The organism is Streptomyces sp. NPDC016851 (genome assembly GCF_055562795.1).
In genome coordinates, this window is the sequence record NZ_JBVHEP010000050.1 from 1 (window position 1) to 14,930 (window position 14,930).

At 73.1% G+C, this 14,930-nt stretch carries 1 pseudogene; it reads left to right on the forward strand.

Features of this window, described 5'->3' with window-relative positions:
• Positions 1–60: 60 nt before the first annotated feature.
• A pseudogene (locus ACZ3I3_RS41050) lies at positions 61–14,930 on the forward strand (amino acid adenylation domain-containing protein); the annotation flags it as partial.

Sequence of the window (14,930 nt, forward strand, 5' to 3'; positions counted from 1 at the left end):
GACCGGGTGCGGTGGTCTGCCGGGGGTGAGTTGGTGTTCGCGGGGCGTGCGGATGATCAGGTGAAGATCCGTGGGTTCCGGATCGAGCCGGGTGAAGTGGAGTCGGTCCTGGCGGGGCATCCGGCTGTGGCCCAGGCCGCGGTGGTGGTACGGGAGGACGCCCCCGGCGACAAACGACTGACCGGATATCTCGTGCCCCGGCAGCCGGGCACGGCCATCGGCGCCGCTGTCCGGGACCATGCGGCGGAACGGCTCCCGGGCTACATGGTGCCCTCGGCGATCGTGGAGCTGGACGCGCTCCCGATGACGGCGAACGGCAAACTGGACCGCGAGGCCCTGCCGGTTCCCGAGTACAAGGGTGCGCGTTCGGGGCGTGCGCCGGCGAACGCGCAGGAAGAGCTGGTCTGCCAGGCGTTCGCGGAGGTTCTCGGTCTGGATCACTCCACGGTCGGGGTGGAGGACGATTTCTTCGCCCTCGGTGGGCACTCGCTGCTCGCGGTGTCCCTGGTGGAATGGCTGCGACAGCGCGGGGTGTCGGTGTCCGTGCGGGCGCTGTTCGTGTCGGCGACCCCGGCCGCACTGGCCGCCGCGGCCGGACCGGAACAGGTGGAGGTGCCGCCGAATCTCATCCCGGCGGACGCGCGTGAGATCACACCGGAGATGCTGACCCTGGTCGATCTGACCGAGCAGGAGATCTCCCGGGTGGCGACGGCGGTGCCCGGCGGCGCCGCCAACATCGCGGACATCTACCCGCTCGCCCCCTTGCAGGAAGGTCTCCTCTTCCATCACCTGATGGCCGACCGGGACGGCACGGACGTCTACATCACGCCCGCGGTCATCGAGTTCGACTCGCGCGACCGCCTCGACGACTTCTTCGCCGCGCTGCGGTGGATGGTGGGCCGGCACGACATCTATCGCACCGCGGTCGTCTCCGAAGGGCTCCGGGAACCGGTGCAGGTCGTGGTCCGCCGGGCCGAACTGCCGGTCGAGGAAATCGTCCTCGACGCCGACGGGCCGGATCCGGTCGAGCAGATGCTGGCCGCGGCCGGCGGCCGGATGGAACTGGACCAGGTTCCGCTGATGTCCGCGCACATCGCCGCCGACCCGAGCGGCGACCGGTGGCTGGCCCTGCTCCGTATCCACCACCTGTTGCAGGACCACACCACCCAGGACGTGCTCTTCGACGACCTGTGGGCCTTCCTGTCCGGGCGGGTCGACGAGTTGCCGGCGCCGATCCCCTTCCGGGACTTCGTGGCACAGGCGCGGCTCGGGACACCGCAGGAGGAACACGAGCGCCACTTCGCCGGGTTGCTCGGGGACGTCACCGAGACCACCGCTCCGTACGGCCTGGTCGATGTGCACGGTGACGGCACGGGATCGGAACAGGCCCGCCTGCGGGTCGACGCCGCCCTGGCCGAGCGCATACGCGCGGTGGCGAGGTCGCTCGGCGCGAGCCCGGCGACGCTGTTCCACCTGGCGTGGGCGCGCGTCCTGGGCGCCGTCTCGGGACGTGACGACGTCGTGTTCGGCACCGTCCTGTTCGGGCGGATGAACGCCGGCGACGGCGCGAACCGGGTACCGGGCCTGTTCATCAACACGCTCCCGGTCCGGCTGCGGCTCGACCGGCAGGATGTGGGGGAGGCGCTGACCGGCCTGCGGCACCAGCTCGCCGACCTGCTCGTGCACGAGCACGCACCGCTCACCCTGGCCCAGGCGGCCAGTGGCCTGCCCGGCGGCAGCCCGCTGTTCACCTCGATCCTGAACTACCGGCACAACGCGGCCGAGCCGAACGCGACCCGTCCCGCGCTGGACGGGATGCAGGTCCTGTCCGCCCGTGACCTCACCAACTACCCGCTCTCCGTGGCGGTCGACGCCGACGCGGCAGGCTTCTCGATCACCGTGGACGCCGTGGCGCCGGCCGATCCGGCACAGGTGGGCGCGCTGCTGACCACGTGCCTGGACTCCCTCACGTCCGCCCTCCAGGAGGAACCGGCCACCCCGGTCCTCGCCGTGGACGTGCTGGACGGGACCGAGCTGTCCGCGCTGGTGGACGGGTGGAACGACACCACGGTCGCCGTGCCGGACCTGTCGCTTCCGGAGGCCTTCGCGGCCCGGGCGGCGGCCGATCCGGACGCGGTCGCGCTGGTGTGCGGCGAGGTGGCGGTCACCTACCGCGAACTGGACGCGCGATCGGACCGTCTGGCCCGGACGCTGGTGGCGTCAGGAGTGCGGCCGGAGTCGACCGTCGCGGTGGCGATGGAACGGTCCGTCGAACTCGTCGTGGCGCTGCTGGCCGTCTCCCGGGCCGGTGGTGTGTTCGTGCCGTTGGACATGGGATGGCCCGCGGCGCGGATGCGCGCGGTGGTCGAGGACGCGGACGCCTGCCTGGTCCTGGTGCGCGAGGCGACGACCGAGCTGGAGTTCGGGGTCGCGCTGCTCCCGGTGGACGCCACGGCCGAGGCCGCGGTGGACCTGCCGGGGCCGGTTCCGCCAGGCGGCGCCGCGTACGTGATGTACACGTCGGGCTCGACGGGGGAGCCGAAGGGCGTGGTGACCACCCACCGGGACGTGGTGCGGCTGGCCATGGACCGGTGCTGGGGGGCGACGCCGCGCGTGCTGTTCCACGCCCCACACGCGTTCGACGCCTCCTCCTACGAGCTGTGGGTGCCGCTGCTGTCGGGGGGCACCGTCGTGATCGCGCCCCGCGAGCGCATGGACGCGGCCCTGATGCGGCGCCTGACCGCTGAGCACGCGCTGACGCACGTCCATGTCACCGCAGGTCTGCTGCGGGTGCTCGCCGAGGACGATCCCCGCTGTTTCACCGGCGTGCGGGAAGTGCTCACGGGCGGCGACGTGGTCCCCGCCGAAGCGGTCCGCAGAATCCTGGAAGCCAACTCCCAGGCCGTCGTGCGGCACATGTACGGGCCGACCGAGGTGACGTTGTGCGCCACCCAGTACGAGGTCGCCGACGTCGCCGAGGCCGACGGACCGCTGCCGATCGGGCGGCCGCTGGACAACACCCGCGTGTACGTCCTGGACAACGGCCTCAACGTGGTGCCGGTGGGCGTGGCCGGGGAGCTGTACGTGGCCGGGGCCGGCGTCGCCCGGGGCTACGTCAACCGCGCGCGAACGACGGCGGAGCGGTTCGTGGCCTGCCCGTTCGGGTCGGGCGGGCGGATGTACCGCACCGGAGACCTGGTCAGGTGGACGCCCGACGGGCGGCTGGTCTTCGCCGGGCGGGCGGACGACCAGGTGAAGATCCGTGGTTTCCGGGTGGAGCCGGGCGAGGTCGAGGCGGTTCTCGCCACGCACCCGGCCGTGGCCCAGGCGGCCGTCGCCGTACGGGAGGACAGCCCCGGGGACAAGAGGCTGATCGGGTATGTGGTGCCCGCCGGACAGGAGGGCCCGGTCGCCGCGGCGGTGCGCGCGTACGCGGCCGATCGCCTGCCCGAGTACATGGTTCCCGCGGCATTCGTCGAGCTGGACGCCTTCCCGCTGACGGTCAACGGGAAGGTGGACCGGGCGGCGCTGCCCGCTCCCCGCTACGCGACGGGCGCCGGGCGGTTGCCGTCCGACGCCCGCGAAGAACTGCTGTGCCAGGCGTTCGCCGAGGTCCTGGGACTGCCCGCGGTCGCCGTGGACGACGACTTCTTCACGCTCGGCGGCCACTCGCTGCTGGTGACGCGCCTGGTGAGCCGGGTGCGCGCCACCCTGGACGTGGAACTGTCGATCCGGACGGTGTTCGACGCGCCGACGCCCGGCCGTCTGGCTGCCCGGCTCGCCGAAGCCGCCGGACCGGGACGCAGGGCGCTGGCGTCGCGGGAGAGGCCGGAGCAGCCGCCCTTGTCCTTCGCGCAGCAGCGCCTGTGGTTCCTGGCACAACTGGAGGGGCCGAGCCCGACGTACAACCTTCCGCTGGCGCTGCGCCTGACCGGGCCGCTGGACCGCGAGGCGTTCGTGGCCGCGCTGCGCGACACGGTGGCACGCCACGAGGTGCTGCGTACCGTCTTCGCGGTGACCGACGACGGCACGCCGTACCAGCGGGTCCTGCCGGAAGCGGAGACGGCCTTCGCGCCCGAGGTCGTTCAGATGCCGTCCGACGGCCTGACCGACGCGATCGCGCGAGCGGCGGCGTACGCGTTCGACCTGGCCGTGGAGAACCCGGTGCGTGCCACGCTGTTCGCGGTGGCACCGGATGAGCACGTGCTCGTCCTGGTGGTGCATCACATCGCGGGTGACGCCTGGTCGATGGACCCCCTGGCACGGGACGTGGCGGCGGCGTACGCGGCGCGGCTGAGGGGCGAGGCCCCGGCGTGGCGGCCGCTGCCCGTGCAGTACGCCGACTACGCGCTGTGGCAGCGCGAGTTGCTCGGGGACGATGACGACCCGGACAGCCTGATCCGCCGGCAGGTCGCCCACTGGCGCGACACCCTGGACGGTGCCCCGCAGGAGCTGGACCTGCCGGCCGACCGGCCGCGTCCTGCCGAGTTCTCCTACCGCGGCCACCTCGCCGAAGTCGAGCTTCCGGCCGAACTGCACCGGCGGCTGCGGGAGGTGGCACGCGCCGAGGGCGTGACGGTCTTCATGGTGCTTCAGGCCGCGCTGGCGGTGACACTGTCGCGGCTGGGCGCGGGCACCGACATCCCCGTCGGCACCGCGGTCGCCGGACGCACCGACCAGGCCCTGGACGACCTGGCCGGATTCTTCGTCAACACCCTGGTCCTGCGCACCGACCTGACCGGCAACCCGACCTTCGCCGAGGTGCTGGAGCGGGTCCGCGACGTCCTGCTGACCGCCCTGGCCCACCAGGACGTCCCGTTCGAGCGGCTGGTGGAGGAACTGGCCCCGACCCGGTCGCTGACGCGGCATCCGTTGTTCCAGGTGATGCTCACCCTGCAGAACACCGCTCGGGCCGCCGGCGGCGCGTCCGCCGAGCTGCCCGGCCTGGAGACCGCCGTGCTGCCGACCGGCACGGTACCCGCCAAGTTCGACCTGGACCTGGCCTTCGCCGAGACCTTCGACCCGGACGGCGAACCCACGGGGATGCACGGCACGCTCGTCGCGGCCACCGACCTGTTCGACCCGGACACGGCGGACCGGATCGTCACCTGGTTCGCCCGGGCGCTCGACGTGCTGACCCGCCGCACGGACGTGCGTCTCGGCGCCGTCGACGTGCTGGACGAGACCGAGCTCTCCGTCCTCGTCGCGGAATGGAACGACCCGGTGCTCCCGGTACCGGAGGCGACCCTGGCGGAGCTGTTCGAGGCGCAGGCGGCGAGGACGCCGGACGCGACGGCGGTGACGGCGGGCGACACCGCCGTGTCCTATGCGGAGCTGGACGCCCGTGCCGACCGGCTGGCGCGGCGTCTGGCCGGGCTGGGGGTCGGCCCGGAGTCGATCGTCGGTGTGCTCATGCCCCGCTCCGCCGACCTGGCGGTGGCCGTTCTGGCGGTGCTGAAGGCGGGCGGCGCGTATCTGCCCGTCGACCCGGACTACCCGGCCGAACGCATCGCGTTCGTACTGGCCGACGCGGGAGCCGCGTGCGCCGTGACGACGGCCGACTTGGCGCCGATCCTGCCGGAGGGCGTGGCGGCGGTGCCGGCGGACGCTCCCGAGTCCGACGAGGAGACCGGCGGGGAACGGCTGGAGCCCGCGCGCCCCGACCAGGCGGCGTACGTGATCTACACATCGGGGTCGACCGGGACGCCGAAGGGCGTGCTGGTGCCCCACCGCAACGTGATCGCGCTGCTCACGGCTGCCCGGAACCTGTTCGAGTTCGGCGCGGACGACGTGTGGAGCCTGTTCCACTCGTCCGCGTTCGACGTCTCGGTGTGGGAGCTGTGGGGCGCGCTGCTGCACGGCGGGCGGGTCGTGATGGTGCCGTTCGACGTGTCGCGGTCGCCGGCGGACTTCGCGGAGCTGCTGGAGCGCGAGCGGGTGACGGTGCTGAGCCAGACGCCGTCGGCGTTCTACCAGCTGATGGAGGCCGAGTCGCACCGCGCGGACACGCTGCGCGACCTGCGGGCGGTGGTGTTCGCCGGAGAGGCGCTGGAGCCCGCGCGGCTCGCCGGCTGGTGGGAGCGGTACGGCGGGTCCGGGCCGCGGCTGGTCAACATGTACGGCATCACCGAGACCACCGTGCACGTCACCCACTACGACCTGTCGCCGCACGATGCCGGGGACGGCAGTGTGATCGGCCGTGGCCTTCAGGGGCTGTCGGTGTATGTGCTGGACGAGTGGCTGCGCCCGGCTCCCATGGGTGTGGCGGGCGAGCTGTACGTGGCCGGGCCCCAGGTGGCCCGTGGCTACGCGGGTCGTCCGGGGCTGACCGGTGAGCGGTTCGTGGCGTGCCCGTTCGGTGCGGGCGGGCAGCGGATGTACCGGTCGGGTGACCGGGCCCGGTGGACCCCGGACGGCCGGCTGGTGTTCGAGGGCCGTGCGGACGAGCAGGTGAAGATCCGCGGGTTCCGGATCGAACCGGGCGAGGTGTCGGCCGTGCTGGCGTCGCATCCGGACGTGGCGCAGGCCGCCGTCATCGCGGGCGACGACCCCCTGGGCGGAAAGCGGCTGGTCGGCTACGTGACCCCTGGTGAGGGCGTGGACGCCGGTGGGCTGTCCGAGCTGGTGCGTGGGTTCGCCGCGCAGCGGCTGCCGTCGTACATGGTGCCCTCGGCGTTCGTGGTGCTGGACGTCCTGCCGTTGACGGTCAACGGCAAGCTGGACCGCAGGGCTCTGCCGGCGCCGGCGTACACCGCGGGCGGCGGCCGTGCCCCGGCCGGCCCCGAGGAGGAACTGCTCTGTCAGGCCTTCGCCGAGGTGCTGGGCCTGCCGTCCGTCGGGGTCGACGACGACTTCTTCGCACTCGGCGGGCACTCGCTCCTGGCGGTTTCGCTGGTCGAGTGGCTGCGGCAGCGCGGCATGTCCGTCTCGGTACGGGCCCTGTTCGTGACACCGACCCCGGCCGGGCTGGCCGCCGTGGCAGGTCCGGAGCCGGTGGTGGTGCCGCCCCGTGCGATCCCCCCGGGCGCCACCGGGATCACGCCGGAGATGCTGCCCCTGGTCGAGCTGACCGAGGCCGAGGTCGCGCGGGTGGTGGAGCGGGTACCGGGCGGCGCGGCCAACATCGCGGACGTGTACCCCCTGGCCCCCCTGCAGGAAGGAATCTTCTTCCACCACCTCGCGGCCGACCGCGACGGCACGGACGTCTACGTGACGCCGACCGTGCTCGACTTCGACTCCCGCGAGCGACTCGACGCCTTCCTCGCGGCGATGCAGCGGGTGCTGGACCGGCACGACATCTATCGCACCGCGATCGTGTGGGAAGGACTGCGCGAACCGGTCCAGGTGGTGTGGCGCCATGCCGAACTGCCCGTCGAGGAGATGGAACTCGACCCCGACGGCCCGGACGCGATCGAGCAGCTGCGCACGGCGGCGGGCGGCCGGATCGAGCTGGACAGCGCGCCACTGCTGCGGGCACACGTCGCCGCCGCGCCCGGACGGGGCTGGCTGATGCTGCTGCGCATCCACCACCTGGTCCAGGACCACACCTCCGTGGAGGTGCTGCTGGAGGACCTGCGGGCGTTCCTGGCCGGGGAGGGCGACCGGCTCCCGCCGCCGGTGCCGTTCCGCGAGTTCGTCGCGCAGGCACGGCTGGGGACGTCGCGGGAGGAGCACCAGCGGTACTTCACCGGGCTCCTCGGCGATGTCACGGAGACCACAGCCCCCTACGGGCTGACGGACGTGCACGGTGACGGTGAGGGAGCCGCGCATGCCCAACTGCGGGTCGACGACGCCCTGACCGAGCGGATGCGGCAGGTGGCGCGGTCGCTCGGGGTGAGCCCGGCGTCCCTGTTCCATCTGGCGTGGGCGCGTGTCCTCGGCGCGGTGTCGGGCCGCGACGACGTGGTGTTCGGAACACTGCTGTTCGGCCGGATGGGCGCGGGAGCGGGCTCCGACCGGGCACCGGGCCTGTTCCTCAACACCCTGCCGGTGCGCGTACCCATGTCCGGGAAGAGCGTGGCAGAGGCCCTGACCGAGCTGCGCCGGCACCTCGCCGACCTCATGGTCCACGAGCAGGCCCCGCTGACGCTGGCCCAGGCCGCCGCCGGACTGCCCGGCGGCAGCCCGCTGTTCACCTCGCTCTTCAACTACCGGCACAACCAGGACGAGCCCGAGCCCGGCGAGGGCATCCAGGGCGTCCGGACGGTCTTCACCCGGGAGCACACCAACTACCCGCTGCACATGTCCATCGACAACGACGGACCCGGCTTCGTCATCACGGCGAACGTGATGGCGCCCGCAGACCCCGACCAGGTCTGCGCACTCCTGCACACGTGCCTCACCCACCTGGTCACCGCCCTGGCGGAAGCCCCGGACACCCCGCTCACCCAAGTGGACGTCCTGGGCACGCGGGCCCGGCACCGGATGTCCGTCGAATGGAACGACACGGCCGTGGACGTGCCCGACCTGACCGTTCCGGCCGCGTTCGCCGCGCAGGCGGCACGTGTTCCGCAGGCCACGGCGCTGGTCTGCGGTGACGTCGAGGTCGGTTACGCCGAGCTGGACGCCCGCTCGGACCGGCTGGCGCGGGCACTGGTGAAGGCGGGCGTGGCCGCGGAGACGACCGTCGCGGTGGTGATGGAGCGTTCCGTCGAACTGGTCGTGACGCTGCTGGCCGTCCTGAAGGCCGGCGGCGTGTACGTGCCGCTGGAAGCGGGCTGGCCGGCCGTACGGATGCGGACGGTGCTGGAGGACGCGGGCGCCCGGTGCGTGGTGGTGCACGAGCCGACGGCCGGACACGAGTTCCTGCGCGCCCTCGACATCCCCACGCTCTCGGTGACGGCGGAGGCGGAGGAGTGCGCGCTGCCCCGGCAGTGGTCTGCGCAGCAGGCGGCGTACGTGATGTACACCTCCGGCTCGACCGGTGTCCCGAAGGGCGTGGTCGCCACGCACCGGGACGTCGTGCGGCTGGCGACCGACCGCTGCTGGGACCGGCCCTCGCGGGTGCTGTTCCACGCCCCGCACGCGTTCGACGCCTCGTCGTACGAGCTGTGGGCCCCGCTGCTGTCCGGCGGCACCGTCGTCATCGCACCGAACGAGCGTGTGGACGCGGCGGTGGTGCGGGGGTTGGTCACCGACCACGAGCTGTCGCATCTGCATGTGACAGCCGGCCTGCTGAGGGTGCTGGCGGACGAGGACCCCGGCTGCTTCACCGGTGTCCGTGAGGTGCTGACCGGCGGTGACATGGTCCCGGCGGAGTCGGTGCGGCGGGTGCTGGAGGCCAACCCGGGTGTGACCGTACGGCAGTTGTACGGGCCGACCGAGGTGACACTGTGCGCCACTCAGCACGAGGTCGCCGACGCCGGCCGGGTGCACTCCGTCCTGCCCATCGGGCGCCCGCTCGACAACACCCGCGTGTACGTCCTCGACGCCGGTCTCGAACCGGTGCCGGTGGGCGTGGCCGGAGAGCTGTACGTCGCCGGAGCCGGGGTCGCGCGCGGTTACCTCGACCGGCCCGTGCTGACGGGTGAGCGGTTCGTGGCCTGCCCCTTCGCAGGCTCCGGCGAGCGGATGTACCGCACCGGCGACCTGGTCCGGTGGACCCCGGACGGGCGGCTGGTGTTCGCCGGGCGTGCGGACGAACAGGTGAAGATCCGCGGGTTCCGGGTGGAGCCCGGCGAGGTCGAGGCCGCCCTCGCCGCGCACCCGGCCGTCGCGCAGGCGACCGTCCTCGTCCGCGAGGACATCCCCGGGGACAAGAGGCTGGTGGCCTATCTGGTGCCCGTCGACCCGGGCACGGCCGTCGGTGTCACCGTCCGCTCGTACGCCGCTGAACGGCTGCCGGAGTACATGCTGCCGTCGGCCATGGTCGAGTTGGACGCCCTGCCGCTGAGCGCCAACGGGAAGGTGGACCGGGCCGCGTTGCCCGCGCCGGACTATGCGGCGGGTGCCGGCCGGGCGCCGGCCGACCTCCGAGAGGAACTGCTGTGCCAGGCGTTCGCCGAGGTGCTCGGGCTGCCCACGGTCGGCGTGGACGACGACTTCTTCACCCTGGGCGGGCACTCACTGCTGGCGACCGTCCTCGTCAGCCGGATCCGGGCGACGTTCCACGTGGAGCTGAACATCGTCGCGCTGTTCGACGCGCCGACCCCGGCGCGCCTCGCCCGCTGGCTCGTCCAGGCCCGGCCCGGACGGATCGAACTGGCCGTGCGGGAACGGCCGGAGAGGGTCCCGCTGTCGTTCGCGCAGCGCCGCCTGTGGTTCCTCGGACAGCTGGAGGGCCCCAGCGCCACGTACAACATTCCCCTCGGGACGCGGATCACCGGCCCGCTGAACCGGACCGCGCTGGAGACCGCGCTGCGTGACGTGATCGATCGGCACGAAGTCCTGCGGACGGTCTTCGCGATGGACGGCAGCGAGCCCTGCCAGCAGAGCCTTCCCCTCGACGCCTGCGGCTTCGCACTGCCGGTCGTCGAGGTGGACCCCGGCGACGTGACCGACGCGGTGGCCCGGGCGGCGGGGCACCCGTTCGACCTCGCCGGGGAGATCCCGGTGCGTGCGACGCTGCTCGCGGTGACGCCCGACGAGCACGTCCTGGTCCTGGTGGTCCACCACATCGCGGCGGACGCCTGGTCCATGGCGCCTCTGATCCGGGATGTCGCGACGGCGTACGCGGCGCGGTGCGCCGACGAGGAGCCGGCCTGGACACCGCTGCCCGTGCAGTACGCCGACTACGCGCTGTGGCAGCGCGAGTTGCTCGGGGACGATGACGACCCGGACAGCCTGATCCGCCGGCAGGTCGCCTACTGGCACGACACCCTGGACGGTGCGCCGGAGGAACTGCGCCTGCCGACCGACCGGCCGCGCCCGCCGACGACGTCCTTCCGCGGACACCTCGCCTCCGTCGACCTTCCCGCCGGGGTGCACGAACGCCTCCAGGAAGTGGCGCGCGAGCACAAGGTGACTCTGTTCATGACCGTGCAGACCGCGCTGGCCGTGGCTCTGTCCCGGCTGGGCGCGGGCACCGACATCCCCGTCGGCACCGCGGTCGCCGGACGCACCGACCAGGCCCTGGACGACCTGATCGGGTTCTTCGTCAACACCATCGTCCTGCGGACCGACCTCAGCGGCGACCCCACCGTCGCCGACGTCCTGCGGAGGGTGCGCGACACCTCGCTCGCGGCGTTCACCCACCAGGACGTGCCGTTCGAAAAGCTGGTCGAGGAGCTGGCACCGGCCCGGTCGCTGGCCCGGCATCCCCTGTTCCAGGTCATGCTCACCCTCCAGAACGCGGGCGGGGCGCGCGGCGGCCCCGCGGCGGCGCTGCCCGGCCTGCGGACCGAGTCCCTGCCCACCGACGACGTGGCCGCCAAGTTCGACCTCGACGTGTCCATGGGCGAGACCTTCGACGCCTCGGGCGCTCCCGCGGGAATCCAGGGCACGCTCGTCGCCTCCGCCGACCTGTTCGACCAGGCGACGGCCGATCGCATCGCGGGCTGCCTCGTGCGGGTGCTGAGCCTGATCGCCGAGGCCACGGACGTGCGCCTGAGCGCGGTGGACCTGCTCGACGCGGACGAGCGGCGACGGGTCGTCGAGGAGTGGAACGCCACCGACGCACCGCTGCCGGCTCTGTCCGTGCCCGCGTCGTTCGAGGCCCGGGCGGCGAGAACGCCCGACGCCGTCGCGGTGCTGGCCGGTGACACCCGGCTGACCTACGCCGAGCTGAACGCCCGGGCCAACCGGCTGGCCCGGCTGCTCGTCCGGCACGGCATCGGCCCGGAGCTGCCCGTGGCGGTGTGCATGCGCCGGTCGGCCGACCTGCCCGTGGCACTGCTGGCGGTGCTCAAGGCCGGCGGCGCCTACGTGCCGGTCGACCCCGACCACCCCGCCGAGCGCATCGGACAGATACTCGACGACAGCCGCCCCGAGCTGCTGCTCACCAGCCGGGAGACCGATGCCGCCGTGGCCGGGGCGAAACGCATCGTCGTCGACGCTCCCCGTACAGCGGCCAGGCTCCGGAAGCTGGACGGCCGCGACCTGGCCGCCTCCGAGCGCCTCGGTGCGCTCCTGCCCGAGCACCCGGCCTACGTCATCTACACGTCGGGATCCACCGGACGGCCCAAGGGGGTCGTCGTCCCGCACGGCGCCATGGCGAACTTCGTCGCGGCGATGGGGGAGCGCTTCCCCCTGCGCGAGGCCGACCGTCTGCTGGCCGTGACGACGGTCTCCTTCGACATCCACGTCTTGGAGCTCTATGTGCCGCTGCTCGCGGGCGCCGGGGTCGTGCTCGCGGACGACGCGGCCGTACGGGATCCGGCGGCGCTGGCCGCGCTCATCGGCGCAACCGGCGTGACCGTGATGCAGGCGACCCCGTCACTGTGGCAGGCGCTGCTGACGGAGCACGCCGAGGCCGCGAGGGGACTGCGCGTACTCGTCGGCGGCGAGGCGCTGCCGGGAGCCCTGGCCGCCCGCCTGGCGGCCGTCGGGAGCACCGTCACGAACCTGTACGGCCCGACCGAGGTGACGGTCTGGGCGACCACGGCCGGCATCGAGGCGGATGCCACGACGGCCCAGGTGCCGATCGGCCGCCCGGTGGCCAACACCCGGGCGTACGTGCTCGACGAGGCCCTGCGGCCCGTGCCGCCGGGCTCCTCGGGTGAGCTCTACCTGGCCGGCGTCCAGCTGGCGCGCGGGTATCAGGGGCGGGCGGGGCTGTCCGCGGAGCGGTTCGTGGCCTGCCCGTTCGGCTCCGGCGAGCGCATGTACCGCACCGGTGACGTGGTCCGCTGGCGCGCGGACGGCCGACTGGAGTTCCTGGGCCGCGCGGACGACCAGGTGAAGATCCGCGGGTTCCGGATCGAGCTCGGTGAGGTCGAGGCCGTGCTGGGCCGCCACCCGGCCGTCGAACGGGCCGCCGCGGCCGTGCGCGAGGACGTACCGGGCGGCAAACGGCTCGTCGCCTACGTGGTGGCCGACGCCCCCGAACCGCACGATCTGGCGGAAGCGCTGCGCGCCGAAGCGGCCGAGCGGCTGCCGTCGTACATGGTGCCCGCCGCGGTCGTGGTGCTGGACGCGCTGCCGCTGACCGCGAACGGCAAACTCGACCGCAGGGCACTGCCCGCGCCGGACTTCGCGGCGGTGGCCGGCTCGGGGCGGGCCCCGGCGGGTCCGCGCGAGGAACTGCTGTGCCTGGCCTTCGCACAGGTGCTGGGCCTCGAACGCGTCGGCGTGGACGACGACTTCTTCGCCCTGGGCGGGCACTCGCTGCTGGCCGTTTCCCTCGTCGAGCACCTGCGCGAGCGCGGGGTCGCGGTGTCGGTGCGGGCACTGTTCCAGAACGCCACCCCTGCCGGACTCGCGGCCGCGGCCGGTCCGGAGGAGGTGACGGTGCCGCCGAACCTCATCCCGCCGGGCGCGGACGAGATCACGCCGGACATGCTGACCCTGGCCGACCTGACCGAAGCGGAGATCGCCACGGTGGTCGCCACGGTGCCCGGCGGCGCGGCCAACGTCGCGGACGTGTACCCGCTGGCCCCCCTCCAGGAGGGCATGTTCTTCCATCACTTGATGGCGGGCGGCGACGACGGTGACGTGTACGTGCTCCCGACGGTGCTCGGCTTCGGCTCGCGCCACCTCCTCGACGGGTTCCTGGCAGCGCTCCAGCAGGTCGTCGACCGGCACGACACTTACCGGACGGCGGTCGTCTGGGAAGGACTGCGGGAGCCCGTGCAGGTCGTGTGGCGCACCGCCGAGCTGCCGGTGGACGAGGTCGTCCTCGACGCCGCCGCCGACCCGGCCGAGCACCTGCTGGCCGAGGCGGGAGCCTGGCATGCGCTGGACCGGGCACCGCTGATGCGGGTCCGGATCGCCGCCGAGCCGGGCACCGGCCGATGGGTGGCGCTGCTCCTCATCCACCACCTGGTGCAGGATCACACCGCCCTGGACGTGCTCCTGGACGAGGTGCGGGCGATCCTGTCCGGACACGCCGACGAACTGCCCGCACCGGTGCCGTTCCGCGGATACGTGGCGCAGGCGCGGCTCGGGACCGCGCGCGAGGAGCACGAGGCCTACTTCTCCGGCCTGCTCGGCGACGTGACCGAGCCGACGGCGCCGTACGGCCTGTCGGACGTGCACGGTGACGGCGGCCCCCAGGCCCGCGCGCAGCACCGGATCGACGACGAGCTGGCCGAACGGGTGCGCGGGCTGGCCCGGTCGAGGGGAGTCAGCGCGGCGACCGTGTTCCACCTGGCCTGGGCCCGGGTGCTCGGCACGCTGTCGGGACGCGACGACGTGGTCTTCGGCACGATCGTCTTCGGCCGGATGAACTCGGGGACCGGTTCCGACCGCGTACCGGGTCTGTTCATGAACACGCTGCCGGTGCGCGTCCGCCTCGGCGGCACCGCGGCGGATGCCGCGCTGTCGGACATGCGCAACCAGCTCGCCGAGCTGATGGTGCACGAGCACGCACCGCTCACGCTGGCCCAGGCGGCCAGTGGCGTACCCGGCGGCACCCCCCTGTTCACCTCGCTGTTCAACTACCGGTTCACCGCGGCTCCGGACGCCGGACCCGCCGCCGAACAGGCCGATTCCGTCGACGGCATCAGCCTGCTGGCCTACCGGGAACAGAGCCACTACCCGCTGACCATGTCCGTCGACGATGCCGGTGAGTGGTTCCTGCTGACCGCCGAGGCACAGGCCCCGGTCGATCCCGAACAGGCCTGCCGGATGCTGCACACCTGCCTGGACCGTCTGGTCTCCGTCCTCGAAACGGCGCCCGGCACCGGGCTGGCGGCGGTGGAGGCGCTGGGCACGGAGGAACACCACCGGCTCCTTCACGAGTGGAATGCCGCTGCGGGGCCTGTGCCCGCTGGCCTGCTGCCGGATTTGTTCGCGGCGCAGGTGGGGCGGTCGCCGGAGGCGGTGGCGCTGGT